Source organism: Nocardia transvalensis (genome assembly GCF_015477765.1).
GTDB lineage: Bacteria > Actinomycetota > Actinomycetes > Mycobacteriales > Mycobacteriaceae > Nocardia > Nocardia transvalensis_A.
The window spans coordinates 514,571-531,262 of sequence record NZ_JADLQQ010000005.1 but is presented as its reverse complement, the minus strand read 5'-3'; the positions used below and the strand labels follow the sequence as shown (position 1 = coordinate 531,262).

17 protein-coding genes are annotated in these 16,692 nt (G+C 67.9%); 10 read left to right on the top strand and 7 right to left on the bottom strand.

Annotated features, from left to right (window positions below):
* Positions 1–76: 76 nt before the first annotated feature.
* Entirely contained in the window at positions 77–466 is a 390-nt protein-coding gene (gene rplL, locus IU452_RS17625) for a 50S ribosomal protein L7/L12 (protein ID WP_195110128.1), read from the top strand.
* 147 nt (positions 467–613) lie between these two features.
* Positions 614–1,726 (top strand): alanine dehydrogenase, encoded by a 1,113-nt coding sequence (ald, locus tag IU452_RS17620; protein WP_195110127.1) that lies wholly within the window; start codon positions 614–616, stop codon positions 1,724–1,726.
* Between the two features lie 51 nt (positions 1,727–1,777).
* Here the strand turns inward: ald and sigJ are convergent, their stop codons facing one another.
* Positions 1,778–2,704 (bottom strand): RNA polymerase sigma factor SigJ, encoded by a 927-nt coding sequence (gene sigJ / locus IU452_RS17615; protein ID WP_324192683.1) that lies wholly within the window; start codon positions 2,702–2,704, stop codon positions 1,778–1,780.
* 404 nt (positions 2,705–3,108) lie between these two features.
* Here sigJ and IU452_RS17610 point away from each other — a divergent pair, with 404 nt between their 5' ends.
* From IU452_RS17610 to IU452_RS17600, 3 genes are all read left to right on the top strand, one after another.
* Positions 3,109–4,062 (top strand): cobalamin biosynthesis protein, encoded by a 954-nt coding sequence (locus tag IU452_RS17610; protein WP_195110126.1) that lies wholly within the window; start codon positions 3,109–3,111, stop codon positions 4,060–4,062.
* Between the two features lie 285 nt (positions 4,063–4,347).
* Positions 4,348–4,908, top strand: a complete 561-nt coding sequence (locus tag IU452_RS17605) for a phosphoribosyltransferase family protein (RefSeq protein ID WP_324192682.1) — start codon at positions 4,348–4,350, stop codon at positions 4,906–4,908.
* A gap of 349 nt (positions 4,909–5,257) precedes the next feature.
* Positions 5,258–6,664, top strand: a complete 1,407-nt coding sequence (locus tag IU452_RS17600) for an ISL3 family transposase (protein WP_324192681.1) — start codon at positions 5,258–5,260, stop codon at positions 6,662–6,664.
* A 126-nt stretch (positions 6,665–6,790) separates the two neighbouring features.
* Here the strand turns inward: IU452_RS17600 and IU452_RS17595 are convergent, their stop codons facing one another.
* The 3 genes from IU452_RS17595 to IU452_RS17590 form a co-directional block, all read right to left on the bottom strand.
* Positions 6,791–7,222, bottom strand: a complete 432-nt coding sequence (locus IU452_RS17595) for a hypothetical protein (protein WP_228817972.1) — start codon at positions 7,220–7,222, stop codon at positions 6,791–6,793.
* Positions 7,140–7,484: a class I SAM-dependent methyltransferase gene (locus tag IU452_RS38195; RefSeq protein ID WP_228817970.1), complete on the bottom strand. Its 345-nt coding sequence runs from the start codon at positions 7,482–7,484 to the stop codon at positions 7,140–7,142. The genes IU452_RS17595 and IU452_RS38195 overlap by 83 nt, the downstream gene beginning before the upstream one ends.
* 67 nt (positions 7,485–7,551) lie before the next feature.
* Positions 7,552–7,827: a hypothetical protein gene (locus IU452_RS17590; protein ID WP_195110125.1), complete on the bottom strand. Its 276-nt coding sequence runs from the start codon at positions 7,825–7,827 to the stop codon at positions 7,552–7,554.
* Positions 7,828–8,119: 292 nt separating this feature from the next.
* Between IU452_RS17590 and IU452_RS38930 the strand changes: the two genes are divergently transcribed.
* Entirely contained in the window at positions 8,120–9,127 is a 1,008-nt protein-coding gene (locus tag IU452_RS38930) for a hypothetical protein (protein ID WP_324192680.1), read from the top strand.
* 399 nt (positions 9,128–9,526) lie between these two features.
* Here IU452_RS38930 and IU452_RS17575 read toward each other — a convergent pair whose 3' ends face one another.
* Both IU452_RS17575 and IU452_RS17570 read right to left on the bottom strand, forming a co-directional pair.
* Positions 9,527–10,426, bottom strand: a complete 900-nt coding sequence (locus tag IU452_RS17575; protein ID WP_195110261.1) for an SURF1 family protein — start codon at positions 10,424–10,426, stop codon at positions 9,527–9,529.
* An 8-nt stretch (positions 10,427–10,434) separates the two neighbouring features.
* Positions 10,435–10,956 (bottom strand): low molecular weight protein-tyrosine-phosphatase, encoded by a 522-nt coding sequence (locus IU452_RS17570; RefSeq protein ID WP_195110123.1) that lies wholly within the window; start codon positions 10,954–10,956, stop codon positions 10,435–10,437.
* A 448-nt stretch (positions 10,957–11,404) separates the two neighbouring features.
* Between IU452_RS17570 and cobC the strand changes: the two genes are divergently transcribed.
* Positions 11,405–12,460 carry an Rv2231c family pyridoxal phosphate-dependent protein CobC gene (cobC, locus tag IU452_RS17565; protein ID WP_195110260.1) on the top strand — a complete coding sequence of 352 codons (1,056 nt, stop codon included), beginning with the start codon at positions 11,405–11,407 and terminating at the stop codon, positions 12,458–12,460.
* Between the two features lie 229 nt (positions 12,461–12,689).
* Positions 12,690–13,829: a Nif3-like dinuclear metal center hexameric protein gene (locus IU452_RS17560; RefSeq protein ID WP_324192679.1), complete on the top strand. Its 1,140-nt coding sequence runs from the start codon at positions 12,690–12,692 to the stop codon at positions 13,827–13,829.
* A gap of 108 nt (positions 13,830–13,937) precedes the next feature.
* Here IU452_RS17560 and IU452_RS17555 read toward each other — a convergent pair whose 3' ends face one another.
* Positions 13,938–14,375 carry an OsmC family protein gene (locus tag IU452_RS17555; protein WP_195110122.1) on the bottom strand — a complete coding sequence of 146 codons (438 nt, stop codon included), beginning with the start codon at positions 14,373–14,375 and terminating at the stop codon, positions 13,938–13,940.
* A gap of 204 nt (positions 14,376–14,579) precedes the next feature.
* On the opposite strand from IU452_RS17555, the gene IU452_RS17550 reads away from it, so the two are divergent.
* Together IU452_RS17550 and IU452_RS17545 are read left to right on the top strand one after the other, a co-directional pair.
* Positions 14,580–15,317 (top strand): zinc ribbon domain-containing protein, encoded by a 738-nt coding sequence (locus IU452_RS17550; protein ID WP_195110121.1) that lies wholly within the window; start codon positions 14,580–14,582, stop codon positions 15,315–15,317.
* A 5-nt stretch (positions 15,318–15,322) separates the two neighbouring features.
* A complete protein-coding gene (locus IU452_RS17545; protein WP_195110258.1) occupies positions 15,323–16,690 on the top strand; it encodes a bifunctional RNase H/acid phosphatase in 1,368 nt (455 codons plus the stop codon).
* Positions 16,691–16,692: the final 2 nt, after the last annotated feature.

The following is a 16,692-nucleotide window of genomic DNA, read 5'->3' as shown; positions in this document are numbered from 1 at the left end:
TGTTGCCGGGGCCCACACCTCGTTTCGGGCCTCTATCATAGATGTATCGCCTGGTCAGCGCAGCAAGGGATACATCATGGCCAAGATGACCGTCGCCGAGCTCCTCGACGTTTTCAAGTCGATGACACTGCTGGAGCTGTCGGAATTCACCAAGGCTTTCGAGGAGGAATTCGGGGTCAGTGCCGCCGCCGCGCTGATGACCGCGCCCGCCGCTGCGGGCCCGGTGGCCGAGGCGGCCCCGGTCGAGGAACAGGACGAGTTCGATGTGGTCCTGGAAACGTTCGGGGACAAGAAGATCCAGGTCATCAAGGCGGTGCGGGAGATCGTCTCGGGTCTGGGTTTGAAGGAGGCCAAGGATCTGGTCGAGGCCGCGCCCAGGGCGATTCTGGAGCGTGTCGACCGGACGGCGGCCGAGTCGGCGAAGGACAAGCTCGAGGCCGCGGGCGCGCGCATCAGGCTGAAATAGGCGCGATTGCCCTGGGGGAGGGCGGGATTCGGTCAGCTGTGCAGCTTGTTCAGCAGCGGAACCCTGTTGTTGCCAATTGATTGCCACATTGCGAATCGCCGATGCCGGATTGTGGCGATCGGACCGGGCTTACTTCACGATGGCGATATGAGAATTGGGGTTCCGTGGGAGATCAAACCGCAGGAGAAACGGATCGCGCTCACCCCCGCCGGGGTTGCCGAACTGGTAGGTCACGGGCATCAGGTGCTGATCGAGGCCGGTGCCGGTGACGGGTCCGGATTCGGCGACGCCGAATATCTCGGCGCGGGGGCACGCATCGTGGCCTCCGCCGACGAGGTCTGGCAGGATGCTGAGCTGTTGCTGAAGGTGAAGGAGCCGATTGCGCCGGAGTATCCGCGCATGCGCGAAGGCCAGATCCTGTTCACGTTCTTACATCTGGCGGCCTCGCGGGACTGCACCGATGCCATTCTGCAATCGGGGATCACCGCGATCGCCTACGAGACGGTCCGTGGTCCGGACGGGTCGCTGCCGCTGCTGGCACCCATGAGTGAGGTGGCGGGCAAGCTCGCGACCCAGGTCGGGGCGTATCACCTGATGGCGCCCGCCGGGGGCGCGGGTGTGTTGCTGGGTGGCGTGCCGGGAGTGCGCCCGGCCGAGGTCGTGGTGCTGGGCGGCGGCGTCGCCGGGTCCAACGCGGCGAGTGTTGCCGTGGGTATGGGCGCGCGGGTGAGCGTATTCGATACCAATCAGACGCGGTTGCGCGAACTCGATGTGCGCTTCGGCGGGCGGTTGGTCACCGTCGCCTCGCAGGCAGCGGAGGTCGAAAAGTCGGTGCTGGCAGCGGATCTGGTGATCGGCTCGGTGCTGGTGCCGGGGGCGCGGGCGCCTCAGCTGGTGCCCGACAGCCTCGTGGCGCGGATGCGTCCCGGGTCGGTGTTGGTCGATATCGCCATCGATCAGGGTGGCTGTTTCCAGAGTTCGCATCCGACCACGCACGCCGAACCCACCTTCCGCGTGGCGGATTCGCTGTTCTACTGCGTCGCCAATATGCCCGGCGCGGTGCCGCGCACCTCGACGATCGCCTTGACCAACGCGACCCTGCCGTATGTGCGTGCGATCGCCGATCAGGGCTGGCGGGCGGCCTGCCACGCCGACCCGGGGTTGGCCCACGGGCTGACCGCCGATGGGGGACAACTGTTTTCGGCGGAGGTTGCGCAGGCGCACGGGCTGCTGGCGGTGGGGGAGCCGACTCGGATCTGACCGGTTCGGCTGCCGCGCCGAGGATTCGGGCACGGCAGCCGAACCGGGTTGTCACATATACCACTCGGGCTCGGTGTCGGGCGGAAGTGCGCGAAGCTTGTCGGGGTTGCGGACCACGGCGATCCCGGTGATCCTGCCGTGTTCGACGATGAAGGAGAACACCCCGAGATGGCTCCCGTCGAACACCATGAGTCCCGGGCGGCCGTTGATCAGAACCGACCGGCCCCAGGCGCCGTTGCCCGCCCGGTACCAGCCCAGGAACAGCTTGGCGACCAGTTCGGCGCCCGAGACCGGCTGCCGGATCGCGGGGACCTTGCCGCCGCCGTCGGCGGTCAGGGTCACCTTGTCGTCGAGAATGCCGAGCAGTGCGCTCAGATCACCGGAGCGCCAGGCCAGCGCGAAGGCCGAGACCGCCTTGGCGTGTTCGTCCGGGCTGGCCGGAAACCGCGGGGTGCCTTCCTCGACGCGCTTGCGGGCACGGGAGGTCAACTGCCGCACCGCCGCCGGGGTGCGGCCGACCACCTCGGCCACTTCCGGCCCGCTCATGCCGAACACGTCCTGCAGGACGAAGGCGGTGCGTTCGGCCGGTGACAACGACTCCAGCACCACGAGCAATGCGGTGGTGACCCGCTCGTCCTGGGTGACCCGGTCGGCGGGATCCTCCCAGCTGGTCACCTCCGGCTCCGGCAGCCATTCGCCGACATACTGTTCCCGCCGCGCCCGCGCCGAACCCAGCTGATCCAGCGCCAGCCGCCCGGTGACGGTGGTAAGCCAGGCCCGCAGATTGTCGATCGTGTCGCCGGGGGAGCGGGTTTCGTGCCACCGCTGCAACCGCAGCCAGGCCTCCTGCACGATGTCGTCGGCATCGCCGAGGCTGCCCAGCGTGCTGTAGGCCAGCCGCCGCAGATACTGCCGGTGCTCCTCGAATTGCCGGGCGAGCTCCACCTGGTCGATCTCATGGGCGCGCTGCTCGCTCACCACTACCGCCTTCCTTCCACTCCGCCCGAGCCTATCGGTTCCTGCTCCCGAGACGACGCCCCCGGAACCGCACCTGTGACAACGCCCAGCACGACACCCCGTGCGAAACGGCAAGTGGCATTCCGGCTGGCCTGGCACCCCGTGCGAAACGGCAAGCTGCATTCCGGCTGGCCTGGCACTCCGTGCGAAACGGCAAGTGGCATTCCGGCTGGCCCGGCAGCCCGTCCGAAACGGCAAGCTGCATTCCGGCTGGCACGGCAGCTCGTCCGAAACGGCAACCCACGTTCCGCCTGGCACGACAGCCTCTGTCCGCCAAGGCGAAACTCTCGGTTCCCCGTCGCCCGGCCGCCAGGCCGGGCGACGGGGACATTGGTGGTCGGGACGGTGGTCGTTAGGCTCGGCCGGTGCGTATCGGGACGTCGCGGGCCGTGGGGCTGGGGCTGGGATTTGTGCTGGATCGGGTCTTGGGGGATCCGCGGCGGGGGCATCCGGTGGCCGGGTTCGGTTCGGCGGCGGCCGCATTCGAGACGGCAATTTATCGCGATCGGCGGGTGGCGGGGGTGGTGTATGCGGCGGTGCTGGTCGGTGGGGCCGTTGCGGTGGGGGCGGTCGCGCAGCGGGTGGTTGGGGGAGCCCGCCGCGTGGAGTGGGCGACGGTTGGGGTGACGGCGTTGGCGACGTGGACCGTTCTGGGTGGGCGGACGTTGGCGCGGACCGGGCGGGCGATGGCCGATCGGCTCGAGGCCGGGGATATCGACCGGGCGCGGCAGTTGTTGCCGTCGCTGTGCGGGCGTGATCCGCAGGTGCTGGATGCGGACGGATTGGCCCGTGCGGCAGTGGAATCCATAGCCGAGAACACCTCCGATGCCACTGTCGCGCCACTGTTCTGGGGCGCGGTCGCCGGGGTGCCGGGGTTGCTGGGGTATCGCGCGGTGAACACCCTCGACGCGATGGTCGGATACCGCAACGAACGCTATCGCCACTTCGGGTGGGCCGCCGCCCGCGCCGATGATGTGGCGAATCTGATTCCGGCCCGGTTGAGTGGTGCGCTGACCGCGCTGCTGGCTCCGGTGGTCGGCGGTCGTCCTCGCGCGGCACTGGCCGCCTGGCGTCGCGATGCCGCCGACCATCCGAGCCCGAATGCCGGTGTGGCCGAAGCCGCGATGGCGGGTGCGCTGGGTGTGCGGCTCGGCGGCCGCACACAGTACCGCCACGGCATCGAGCAGCGCCCCACCCTCGGCGACGGCCCCGCTCCGCGAGTAGCCGACCTCCGCCGCGCCGTCCGCCTCTCGGAGTCGATCCAAGCGGCCGCCGCACTCACAGCGATGGCGCTCGCCACCATCGCCCGAAGACGCTGAAGCCCTTCCATCGCGCGGGCTTGATGGTCGTGCCTTTGTCAAGTCCGACCTAACTCTGGCTCTGGCACACATTTCGTGATCGGTTCTTCCCGGTGGGTCAACATAGCCACGTTCCCGGGTCAACCTCCTGGCATCATGACACCTCCGGAAAGCCTTGCTTCCCGGCCGATCCGAGCCGTATGGGCCAGCGCGAACGACCGACCAGCGGCAGAAGCGTGCGATCCGTATGGTCTTGCCCAGCGAAATTGGTTCGCTCGTGATCAGTTGGGGTGTGATCATCGTCAGGTGAGCGGTCAGCCCTCAGCCCGTGAAATGCGGAACCGACTCCGGGAAGCCATTGTCTGGCTTGGAGATCGCACCGACGAGTATCTCTATCCCGATGCGGCGGGATGGTGGCGTGAGCCTGCCTTGCTGCAGGAACTGGGCCCGTGGCTGGGGCGTCTGTTCGAGCAGGAACGCCCAACTGTCGTCCTCGGACTGGAGTCCCGCGGTTGTCTGCTGGGGCCCCTCGTGGCGCTCAGCCTCGGCGTCGGGTTCGTCGAGGTGCGTAAGAATCGCAGTCCCGCCAGCGACAGCGATGCCTGGCTGCGGCGGACGACTCCACCGGATTACCGCGACCGTCACCTGGTCTTGGCTTTTCGCAAATGTCTCGTAGGCGCCAAAGACCGTGTGGTGCTCGCCGACGACTGGATCGAAACCGGTGCACAAGCGCTCGCTACGCGTCACCTCGTGGAGGAAGCCGAGGCCACGTGGATCGGTGTTGCTGTCGTTGTTGACGGACTGCAGAGCAACGAGGTTCGCCGTCGACTACATGTCCGGTCCTTGCTCAACGTCAGAGACCTATGAATCGGCAGGATCGACGGCGTGATGGTACATTCGCCTGTCCTCGGATCGCCCCATCCTGAAATCGGCATTATCGTGCGTTATCCGTCGGTCGGATTCGGGTGAAATGCGGTTTGCTGCTTGATGTTTGATCATGGTTTCGGTGTGCCGATCTTGGTTTGGTGGCTGTCGTGTTTCCGCACCTGGCCGCGCTGAGGATCGATCGTGTCTACCAGGCCGGTGCGGGAGTGCGGATCCACGCGAACACCCAGGCCGGGGTGTCGGCGTGTCCGGACTGTACTGCGACCTCGGTGCGTGTACACAGCCGATACGAGCGGCGGTGGTCCGACACCGCGGTCGGTGGCCGTGAGTCGTGATCGGCCTTCGGGTGCGCCGGTTGTTCTGTGACAACTCCGACTGTGGCAGAAAGACTTTCACCGAGCCCGTACCCGGGGTGGCGCCTCGGTACGCGCGCCGCACGACCGGCCTGCACCAGGTGCTGGACGCGGTGGGATTGGCGTTGGGTGGTCGCGCCGGGGCGCGCCTGACACGGCAGTTGGCTGCGACGGTCAGCCGGATGACATTGTTGCGACAGATCCGCGCGATGCCGGACCCGGAACATGCCACAACGCGCGTGCTCGGCGTCGACGATTTCGCGCTGCGCCGCGGGCACCGCTATGGCACGATCCTCATCGACCTCGAGACCAGGCGACCGATCGATGTGCTCGCCGATCGCACCAGCGCTACCCTCACCGCCTGGCTGCGTGCCCACCCCGGTGCCGAGGTCATCTGCCGCGACCGCGCCGGTGCGTATGCCGACGCGGCGGCCACCGGTGCTCCCGGCGCGGTCCAGGTCGCCGATCGCTGGCACCTGTGGCACAACCTCGCCGAAGCAGTCGAACGCACCGTGACCCGACATGCGAGGGCCTTGAATCGCACCAATGAAACTGTTTCCCAGGAGGTTTCGCCGCCCGCTGACTCCGGGCCACTCCAGCACCAGTCCGCGGCAACGGCAGCCACCGTCGAAGGTCGAGTTGCGCAACGCATCAGGCACCGCCACAACGCGGTCCACTCCCTGCTCAGCCAGGGGGTGGGTATCCGAGCGATCAGCCTCCGACTGGGCCTCGCCCGCGCCACCGTCCGTCGTCTGGCTCGCGCGTCCACCCCTGACGAGCTGATCCGCGACTCCGCCGGCAAACAACGACCGAGCGTGCTGGACGAGTTCAAACCCTATTTGCTGCACCGCTGGAATGAAGGCTGCACCAATACGCCTGAGCTGCTGGCCGAGATCAGGGCACGCGGATATCGCGGCAGCCGAACGATACTGTTCAACTTCCTCCAGCCCCTGGGTACCGGCGAGCGAACACCACGGATCCCGGCCAAACCGTTGTCGGTCCGCCGCTTCGTCACCTGGTTGATGAGCGACCCCGCCGCACTCGACCCCGACGATCGACAACGCCTCGACACCGTACTCGACGCCAGCCTCGAACTGACCGCCCTCGCCGGGCACGTGCGCGCTTTCGCGGTGATGATGCGCGAACGCCAGGGTGGCGACCTGGACACATGGATGACCGCAGTCGAATCCGACGACCTACCCGCACTGCGCTCCTTCGTCCGCGGTCTGCGCCGCGACTACGACGCCGTCCGCGCGGGTCTCACCCTGCCTTGGAGCAGCGGCACCGTCGAAGGCCACGTCAACCGAGTCAAGATGCTCAAACAACAGATGTTCGGCCGCGCCAACCCCGACCTACTCCGGAAACGAATCCTGCTGAGCAACTGAACACCTCGCTCGCCCGCATCACGAAATGTGTGCCAGATCCCTAACTCTGACCCCTGGTCCGGTTCAGTCGTGACCTACCGGTGGGTGCGAACATCCCATAATGCCTGCGGCTTGTACTGGCCCGAGCTACGCACCGTGCGGGCGTCGGGCTACGAAGACATATTCGCGGCTGTCCTCGGTGAACGGTTCGCCAGCGAACCCGCCATGGAGTGACTCGAGTTCCAGGCTTGCCACGTCGAGAAGTCCGAGCCACTCGTTCTTCGTTGCCCACCACATGGAGCTCACGGCACCATCGTCGCAGACCAGGTCAATCCGGTTGTCGCCCATCGTGTATCGGATTGTGTGTGGGACCGGTCCGAGCTGGCGAGTGCCGTCCAGGCGAGCTGCGGTGTGGTGATCGAAGGCGAACGCGTTCCACGCGAATCGTCCGCCGGGCCGCAGGGAGGCGGCTACACGCTGGAAGACCCGGCGGCGGTCAGCCCAGGTGTTCAGGTGCAGCAGCGCCCGGAACGGGCAGTAGATCAGTGCAGCCGGCTGATCGATGTGCAGGTCGCGCATGTCGGCCTCGCAATTCGAGCCGCACGCCAGCCTCAGCGGCCCGGATCATGGCCTGCTCGAGCATTCGAGGAGAGGTGTCGACACCGATTACGAGCTGCCCGGTGGCTCGGGCAACCGGGATCGCCACCCGGCCGTTGCCGATTGCGAGTTCGACCAACGGCCCGTCGGCGCGACTGGCGAGCTCGACATAGAAAGCGATATCCGCCGTCATATCGGCCGACCATTCGTCATAGTGGTCCGCGAATGCCTCGTTCCAGCTCATACGACCAAGCCTGCCCGCCCCACCCAAGGAAGGCCGCAGCCCGGTAGTGACAAAGCCGAGGGGCCGTTCATCGGATTCTTCGTCCGGCGCGGCCGCGCTGCCGCTGGGTCGTGCGGCCGCTGCCGGGGCGGGTCAGCGTCAGTTCGCAGGGCGAGAACGCCAGCGTGTCAGTCGACCCGGTGGGCCGCACACGCAGATAGTCGGGTTCGGACGGGTCGGCCATACCGACGATCCTTCCCGATCGCCCTTCGTCGATGCCGACCGCAGCAGCGGTGAAATAGACGGTAGGCTTCTGACCCGCGTCGATACGAGCAGCGATCTGGCGGATCTCACTGTCCGACAACGATTTCGGTTTGGTGCGGTGAGACGGCACGGTGCACTCCGGACAAGATTGTGAAACGTGGTCTACTTACGAGCATGCCCGAGAACGGCCCGGTTCCTGCGCCTCCGGCTGGATGGACCCTGCCACAGATGGTGATGCACTAGATGCGACCTGACTCGAACACATATTCGAGTAGGGTAGCTCACTCGCGTGGCGGCGCATAGCCATGTGCGGACGTCGTCGGTAAGGTTCACGTTCTGGTCTGGGCGATCCCGCCCGGCTCTGCAGCGCCCTGCGCGGCGAGAACCCCACCGTGCTCCGCCGACTCGACGCCGGCTTCGCGGTGATAGGCGATGTTCAGTTCCTTCCCGGCTACTCGGTGTTGCTCGCCGACGATCCCGCTGTCCAGCGGCTGTCGGATCTTCCGAGGACCAAGCGCATCGTGTTTCTGGCCGACATGGAGTGCCTAGGCGAGGCCGTCGAGCGAGCCTGCAGCAGGCTCGATCCCGCCTTCCGACGGGTGAACCTGGAGATCCTGGGAAACACGGACGCATTTCTGCACGCGCATATATGGCCGCGATACGACTGGGAGCCTACCGATCTGGTGTGCGGGCCGGTCTGGTTGTACCGGCGCGAGCATTGGATCGATCACCGACATGCACTTGGCCCGCAACATGACCCGGTGCGGCAAGCGATCGCGAGGAACTGGATCGTCTGGCCCGCTTTCGCTGGTCATAGCCCCGACTTCACCGACAACGGACAGCTCAGGCGTTGTCGGCCTGTCAACAAATCGGGAAGACTGACCCCTAACCGATCTGTGAATGTTGCCCCCGGGCCAGTCTTCCCGAATCGCGCCTACGATCCTTCCGGTGGGCCCGACCGGCTGCAGCGCACCCCCATCGCGCATGCCGAGATGAACGCCCTGGCCAGCGTCGAAACCACGACCGATTTGGGCAACCTCATTCTATGGTCATCACATCGACCGTGCCTGATGTGTGCGGCGGCATGTGAATTCACCGGCGTGGGCGACGTTGTCTTCATCGCTCCTGACCCTTCAGACGCTGCGGCTGTCAGAGATCCGGAGGGGATCGATCCGGAATGGGTGGTGGTTGCCAACCTGCTGTTCCTGTCCGCCGTGGCCGCTCGTTCGGGTCCGTCGTCGCCGACGATCGCGCGTGCCCAGTGGAGGGAACCGGAGGTCGTCGCCCTGATGGGGACCGACACTGACACAGCTCTTCGGCGGCAGCAACTTCACGATGCCCTGATCCCGCTATGGCCGGGCATAACGACAGCAGCGCAGGAGCGCCTCAACCGGCCATAGCAACGGCGTTGTCGGCGACCGGGTTTCGATTCCGCCCCATCGTGGCTCCCTCTAGACGGTGGTGAAGACATCAATTCTCAACATATCGGCAGGCGTGGAAGCCAGTCAGTCGCCGAACATCTCGAGCATCGGGAACTCGGCTATTCACCGTTCGAGCTGGGCAGCCTTCCCGCTTTCGCGTGGGCTTGGTGGCCGTGCATTTCGGCTTCGCGCGAGCCTGCTGGTCTTGCACTCTGCTTTCGCGCAGCCCGTGTGGTCTTGCTTTGCTTGCCTGTGCGCGCAGGGCCTGTGGTCTTGCTTCGTTGTTTGTGGGTGTGCCCGCTGGTCTTGCTTTTCTGTTGCCTCTCGCTCGTGGCGTCCTAGTTCCCTGTCGTCCGGCCGCCAGGCCGGACGACAGGGTCAGCGGCGGGTGTTGCCGTAGCGGTCGGCGAGGCGTTCGGCGGTTGTGGGGACGTTAGGCGGGGTGGGGGGCGTGGATTCGGTGGGGGACGGGGATTTCGGGTCCGTGGAGGGTGGGTCGGTGGGGGATTGGGGTGTGGTTGCGCGGCCCTTGCGGCGTTCGCGGAGTTCGGCGTAGACGAAGTAGCCGAGGCCCAGGGGAGCCATGATGCCGAAGGCGATCCATTGCAGCCCGTAGGACAGGTAGGGCCCGGCGTCCAGCTGAGGCAGGGGGCGCGGGGTGAATCCGCCCGGTTGTCCCTCGGTGAGTTGCAGATAGCCACCCGGGCCGCCGGTCGGAATATCGGTCATCGGGGTGCCGAGAACCGTCGACACCTGGCCGGTGTCGATCGAGTACACCTGCCGGAAGCCGTCCTGGGTCATCGGGTCCTTGCCGGGCGTGATGCCCTCGGATTTGCGGACCCGCGCCTCGATCCGCTGCGGACCGGCGGGTGGCTCGGGAATCTGCGGCAACCGGACACCGGCCTCGGCGGCGAGCAGTCCGCGGTCGACGAGCACGAGGCGGCCGTCGTCGAGCCGGAAGGCGGCCAGCACGCCGTAGGCCGGATTGTCGTTGAGTCGCTGCAGCCGTTCGACCACGGTCGAGCCGGGCACATAACTGCCGGTGGCGATCACCCGCCGCCATTCGGTGTCCTTCGCTGCCGGATCGTTCAGCAGGGTGGTGATGTCGACGGGCGCGGCATCGACCGAGGCGGCGATCAGGTCGTTGCGATGCGAGGTGGTGGAATTCTTGCCCAGCTGCCAGGGCGCCAGCACCGTGAAGCACAGGTAGGCGAAGGCCACGACGACCGCGGCCAGGATCACCCAGCTGGGGCGCAGCAGGAAGGTCAGCCGGCGCAGCACGGTCATCACGCGCGTCCGGAGGTTTCGGGCATGCCGGTTCCTTCCTCGCGCACCGCGAGCTGTTCGCGCACCCAGTCGAGCAGGCCCGGGACGGCGGCTTCCACCTGTTCGCGGACCAGTTCGAAATCGGAGTCGTCGCCGTAGTACGGGTCGGGGACGTCGCGATCCTCGGCGGCCGGATCGAAACTGCGCAGCAGGCGGCGGCGCGCGGCCGGAACGCCCAGGCGCATCAGATCGCGCTCGTGCGAGGTATCCAGGGCGACCAGCAGATCCGCGTCGAGATGATCGGCTCCGACCATGGCGGCGACGTGGCCGACCGGATAGCCGTGGCGGAGCAGCAGCGCGGTGGTGCGCGGGTCGGCATCGGAGCCGGCATGCCAGGCGGTGGTGCCGGCGCTGCTCACCCGCACCCGGTCGGCCAGCCCCGCGCGCTCCAGTTGCGCGGCGAAGATCTTCTCGGCCATCGGTGATCGGCAGATGTTGCCGGTGCAGATGAAGGTCACATGCAGTTCGCCCACGACAGCCATTCTGTCGGGTCGCCCCCGCCACGGCCACGTAGGGTGTGAGGCTGTGCCCGAGGACACCACGGCCCACCCCCTCACGGCGAGCAGCAACACTCCGCCGCCGCGCCGTGGAGCCCCGCATGCGGAGCGGGCTCCCGGGTCTCCGACCGAAGTTGCCGGGGCCGCTGGGCCGGACCTGCCGGAGCAGGAAACCTCGGGCCGGAAGATCTCCACCATGACGGGGATGGCTGCGCGTGCGGCTGGATCTCCGATCCGAGGTGCCGAGGGCGATGGATCGCGGCTGTCGGGGCAGGGAATCTCGGGCGGGAAGGTCTCCACCATGACGGGGATGGCTGCGCGTGCGGCTGGGTCTCCGATCCGAGGTGCCGAGGGCGATGGATCGGAGCAGGCGGATCCGGGTCGGGCGAGGGCCGACATCACGGGGATGGGTGTGCGGGCGGCCGGGATCGAGATGTTCGGCTCCGGGGCCAGCGGGGTGGACGAGGTCGATCGCGGGAAGTTGCGGCATCACGGGGATGTCGAGGTGAGGCCCGGGATGGTGGATTTCGCGGTGAATGTGCAGGGTGGCGGCCCGCCGGAATGGTTGCGGGACAGGCTGGCGGCGCGGTTGGGGGAGCTCGGGAGGTATCCGTCGGAGGCGGACGAGCGGCGCGCTCGCGCGGCAGTGGCGGCCCGGCACGGTCGCGCGCCCGAGGAGGTCTTGCTGCTGGCCGGGGCGGCCGAGGGGTTCGCGCTGCTGCCGCGGCTGGCGCCGAGGTTGGCGGCGGTGATCCATCCGTCGTTCACCGAGCCGGAGCTGGCGCTGCGTGAGGCCGGGGTGGCGGTGGTGCGGGTGGTGCTTCAGCCGCCGTACGTGCTGGATCCGGCGCTGGTGCCGGAGCAGGCCGATCTGGTGGTGGTCGGCAATCCGACGAACCCGACCTCGGTCCTGCATTCGGCCGCGACGATGCACGCGCTGCGGCGACCGGGCCGCGTGGTCGTGGTCGATGAGGCTTTCGCCGACGCAATTCTGGGTGAGCCGGAATCGCTTGCGGCGCAGACATTGCCGGATGTAGTGGTGCTGCGCAGTCTCACCAAGACCTGGGCGTTGTCCGGCCTGCGCTGCGGATATGCCCTGGGCGCACCCGAACTGCTGGCCCGGCTGCGGTACGGACGCCCGCACTGGCCGCTGGGCACCCTGCAGCTGGAAGCCATTGCCGCGACGTCCGATCCCGCCGCTGTCGCCGAATCCCGTTCTCGCGCCGAACGAATCGCGTCCGATCGAGAGGCGATGATCCCGCGCTTGCGCGCCCTCGGCATCCAAGTACACGGACCTGCCCACGGCCCTTTCCTGCTCGTGCGTGTTCCCGACGCCGACCTGCTCCGAAACCGTCTCGCCATTAAGGGCATCGCCGTCCGCCGCGGCGACACCTTCCCGGGCCTACCACCCAACCACCTCCGGCTGGCCGTCCGCGCCCCCGCCGAAGTCGACCACCTGATCACAGCCATCCGCGAGGTCGGCCTGTGACCCCGAGCCCACCTAGCCGCACCCCCTGCCTGCATCCGCACCCCGTGCGGAGCCTGGACGGGGTGCGGATGCAGGCACGGAGTGCGGCTGGCCTGCCGAACTTGGCACAGGGGCGGCGGTTTTCGCCGGATTTTCGTGCCGACTGCGAAACCATGTTCGGGGCTCTCGTAGGGTCGACTGGGCTTGGCGTGGTGGGTGCGACGGGATCGAGATCGAGGAGGTTCGGTAGGTGACCGGGTCGACGGGTGTGCGGGTGGGGGAGTTGGTGGCGGTATTGGATGCCGCGTATCCGCCGCGGTTGGCCGAATCGTGGGATTCGGTGGGGCTCGTGTGCGGGGATCCGGGGGAGGCGGTGGAGCGAGTGCTGTTTGCCGTGGATGCCACCGCTGCGGTGGTGGACGAGGCTGTGGACTGGGGCGCGCAGGCGTTGGTCGTGCATCATCCACTGCTCCTGCGCGGGGTCGACACGGTGGCGGCCAATACGCCCAAAGGGGCGTTGGTGCACAAGCTGATTCGGCATGGCTGCGCGCTGTTCACCGCGCACACCAATGCCGACTCCGCCGATCCGGGAGTCTCCGACGCGCTGGCCCATGCGCTGGGGCTCACCGTTACCGGTCCGTTGGAGCCCAAGCCGACTGCGGCGATGGACGAATGGACCGTCCGGGTGCCGCAGTCGCACACCGAGCGGGTGCTGTCGGCGCTGTTCGCCGCGGGGGCCGGTGGCGGCGGCAATTACCGCGAATCCGGCTGGCGGGTATCGGGAACCGGGCAGTTCCGGCCGCTGGCCGGTGCGAGTCCCACGATCGGTGAGGTGGGTTCGCTCGAGGTCGTCGAGGAGGACCGGATCGAGGTGGTGGCCCCGCCCTCGGCGCGCGCCGACGTGCTCGCCGCGTTGCGGGCCGCCCATCCGTACGAGGAACCCGCATTCCACGTGACCGAGCGGGCCCCCTTGCTCTCCGGCCTGGGATTGGGCCGAGTGGGTGAGCTGGCAAAGCCGGAATCGTTGCGCGAGTTTACCTCTCGCGTGCGGGCATCGCTGCCCGGAACCGCGTGGGGCGTGCGCGCGGCCGGCGATCCGGACCGGACGATCCGCACGGTCGCCGTCTGCGGCGGCGCGGGTGATTCCTTCCTCGGCACGGTCTCCCGCCTCGGCGTCGACGCCTACGTCACCGCCGACCTGCGCCACCACCCCGCCGACGAACACCTGCGCGCCGGTGGCCCGGCCCTCATCGACGCCGCCCACTGGGCCACCGAATTCCCCTGGTGCGCCCAAGCCGAGGCCATCGTCCGCACGTCCCTCCCCACCCTCGACACCCGCATCTCCACCCTCCGCACCGACCCCTGGACCCTCGGCGCCGCCGACCCGTAAGCGCGACCCGCCCGCGGGCGCAGGCCACACAGCCGCACCCGCTATTGGCAGCCGCACCCCGTGCAGGCCCTGGAAGGGGTGCGTGCGCGAATAAGGGGTGCGGCTGGGTCAGGGCGCGGTGACGGTGGGCTCGTGGTCGACGGGGAAGTTCATCGAATTGGCGATGAAGCAGCGCTTGTGGGCCTCGGCGTGCAGGGCGCGAGCCTCGTCTGTGCGTGATGGATCAGTGATGGTTACGCGGGGGCGCAGGGTGACCCGGTGGAACCGCTGGTTGTCCATCTCACCCTCGGCGGCGTCGCGGTAGTCGGTCACCACGATCCCGGCTTCGGTGCATAGATGCAGGTACCAGAGCATGTGACACTCGGACAGGGCGGCGACCAGCAGCAGCTCGGGATTCCACCGGTCGGCGTCTCCCCGGCCGACCACCGGGTCCGCGCTCGCGGCCAGCGGCGGCCGACCGAGTGCGTGCACCTCGTGGTTACGGGAATAGGAGCGGTAGCCGGTGGTCGCGCCGCTCCAGACGACTTCCACCTCATAGTGATGCATACCGATGAGATTGCCACGGCGTTCCGGCCAAAAGCATGCCGGAACAACGAAAGAGCAGCTCTCGTCTTCCCGGCACGCTTTTGGCCGGGGGCGAATGGGTGGGGTTGGGGCGCAACGGGCCGGGGGCGGAGTACGGTTGAGGGTCTGTGCTGGGCGCCCGACCGGGCCCCGAACCGTCCATAGCGTCGAGGAGTAAGTTCCGCGTTGAATGTCGAACCACCGATCCAGGCCAAGCTGCTCGATCTAGCCGCCGTCGACGCGGAACTGACGCGGATCGAGCACCGCCGCAAGGTTCTGCCCGAACAGCAGGAGGTGCAGCGGCTGGAGGAGGAGCGCACCGGTCGCAAGGACGCGGCGGTGAAGGTCGAAATCCTGCTCGACGACCTCGACCGCGACATCCGCAAGCTGGAGAACGAGATCGACGGCGTCCGCAAGCGCGAACAGCGCGACCGCGGCATGCTCGACAGCGGCAGCGTCGGCGCCAAGCAGCTGTCCGAGCTGCAGCACGAACTGGGCAGCCTGGAGCGCCGCCGGTCGGTGCTCGAGGACGATCTGCTGGAGGTGATGGAGCGGCGTGAAGCGGCCGCCGCCGACCATCAGCACGCCGGCGCCAACCTGAGCAAGGCCGAACAGGACCTCGCCGACGCGCAGCGCCGCCGCGACGAGGCGCTGGCCGATCTCGATGTGGCCGCCCAGCGGTGTGCCACCGACCGAGAGCGGCTGGTCACCGCATTCCCGGGCGAGCTGCTGGCGATCTACGACAAGCAGCGGGCTCAGCACGGGGTGGGCGCAGCCCTGCTGCAGGCCCGCCGCTGCGGTGCCTGCCGCATCGAATTGGACCGCGGCGAGATCGCCCGCATCGCCAAGACGGCCCCGGAGGTCCTCGTCCGGTGTCCGGAGTGCGGCGCAATTCTGGTGCGCACCAAGCAATCCGGGCTGTGACGGCGATGGTCGCCAAGGTGATCGTGGAGGCCGACGGCGGGTCGCGGGGCAATCCGGGCGCGGCCGGTTACGGCGCGGTGGTGTGGGACGCCGATCATGTGCAGATGCTCGCCGAACGCAAGCAGGCGCTCGGCGTGGCCACCAACAACGTCGCCGAGTACCGTGGCCTCATTGCGGGTTTGGAGGCGGCGGCGGAGTTGGGCGCGCGCGAGGTCGATGTCCGCATGGACTCCAAACTCGTCGTCGAACAGATGTCGGGCCGGTGGAAGGTCAAGCATGCGGCCATGATTCCGCTCGCCGACCGCGCCCGCCGCCTGGTCGCCGGTTTCGACCGGGTGAGCTTCGAGTGGATCCCGCGCGCGGAGAATTCTCATGCCGATCGTCTCGCCAACGAAGCGATGGACGATGCCGCCGTGATTGCCGAGGTGCGCGACGCCGAACTCGCCGGAGCGGACCAGAACGGCGGCACGGGTGCCCGGACTCGTGACGAGGTCGAGAGAGTGGAGATCGAAGGGCCGGGTATTGATCCGGTCGTATCGGGTGAGGCGGCCGCGTCGGATTGGTCGGGGCATCGAGTCGAACCGAATGTGGGCACCGAGCCCGCTGGGGGACAGGGGCATGCGACCGGGGGTGATATCGCTCCGGCCGCGACCGGTGGGTCGATTGTCGGCATGGGGTCGGGCCGGATCGATGAGGCCGATGCGCGGGCTCGTAGCGAAGGGGGCACGGCGCCAACGGCTCCCGGCTGGACCGGCGCTCGAGGCCGTCCGACCCGCCTACTGCTGCTGCGGCATGGACAGACGGAACTGTCGGTGCAGCGTCGGTATTCGGGCCGGGGTAACCCGCCGCTGACGCCGCTGGGCCGGGAGCAGGCCGCACGAGCGGCGAAATACCTTGCCTCCAAAGGGGATATCGCCGCCGCGGTGACCTCGCCGCTCGGACGCGCGCGCGAGACCGCCGAGGCCGTCACTCAGGCCCTGGACGTTCCGGTGCGCGTGCTGCCCGGCCTCATCGAGACCGACTTCGGCGAATGGGAAGGCCTGACCTTCACCGAGGCGCAGGAGCAGGATCCGCAGTTGCACGCGCGATGGCTGAGCGATCCGGCCGTATCCGCACCCGGCGGGGAGAGCTTCGATGAGGTGCGTGAGCGTGTGGAAGCGGTGCGCCGCGACCTGATCGCGCTCTACCCGGGCCAGAACGTCGTGGTCGTCAGCCATGTGACCCCGATCAAGATGCTGCTGCAGCTGGCGCTGGGCGTGGGCCCGTCGCTGCTGTACCGGTTGCATCTGGATCTGGCCTCGCTGTCGATCGCGGAGTTCTACCCCGACGGCGGGTCCTCGGTGCGTCTGGTCAACGACACCTCATATCTGTAGGC

Bases quoted from the DNA above. Each gene is read 5' to 3' on its own strand.
- rplL (WP_195110128.1), top strand. From the start codon at position 77: ATGGCCAAGATGACCGTCGCCGAGCTCCTCGACGTTTTCAAGTCGATG.
- ald (WP_195110127.1), top strand. From the start codon at position 614: ATGAGAATTGGGGTTCCGTGGGAGATCAAACCGCAGGAGAAACGGATC.
- IU452_RS17595 (WP_228817972.1), bottom strand. From the start codon at position 7,222: ATGCGCGACCTGCACATCGATCAGCCGGCTGCACTGATCTACTGCCCG.
- IU452_RS38195 (WP_228817970.1), bottom strand. From the start codon at position 7,484: ATGAGCTGGAACGAGGCATTCGCGGACCACTATGACGAATGGTCGGCC.
- IU452_RS17570 (WP_195110123.1), bottom strand. From the start codon at position 10,956: ATGGCTGTCGTGGGCGAACTGCATGTGACCTTCATCTGCACCGGCAAC.
- cobC (WP_195110260.1), top strand. From the start codon at position 11,405: ATGTTCGGCTCCGGGGCCAGCGGGGTGGACGAGGTCGATCGCGGGAAG.
- IU452_RS17555 (WP_195110122.1), bottom strand. From the start codon at position 14,375: ATGCATCACTATGAGGTGGAAGTCGTCTGGAGCGGCGCGACCACCGGC.
- IU452_RS17545 (WP_195110258.1), top strand. From the start codon at position 15,323: ATGGTCGCCAAGGTGATCGTGGAGGCCGACGGCGGGTCGCGGGGCAAT.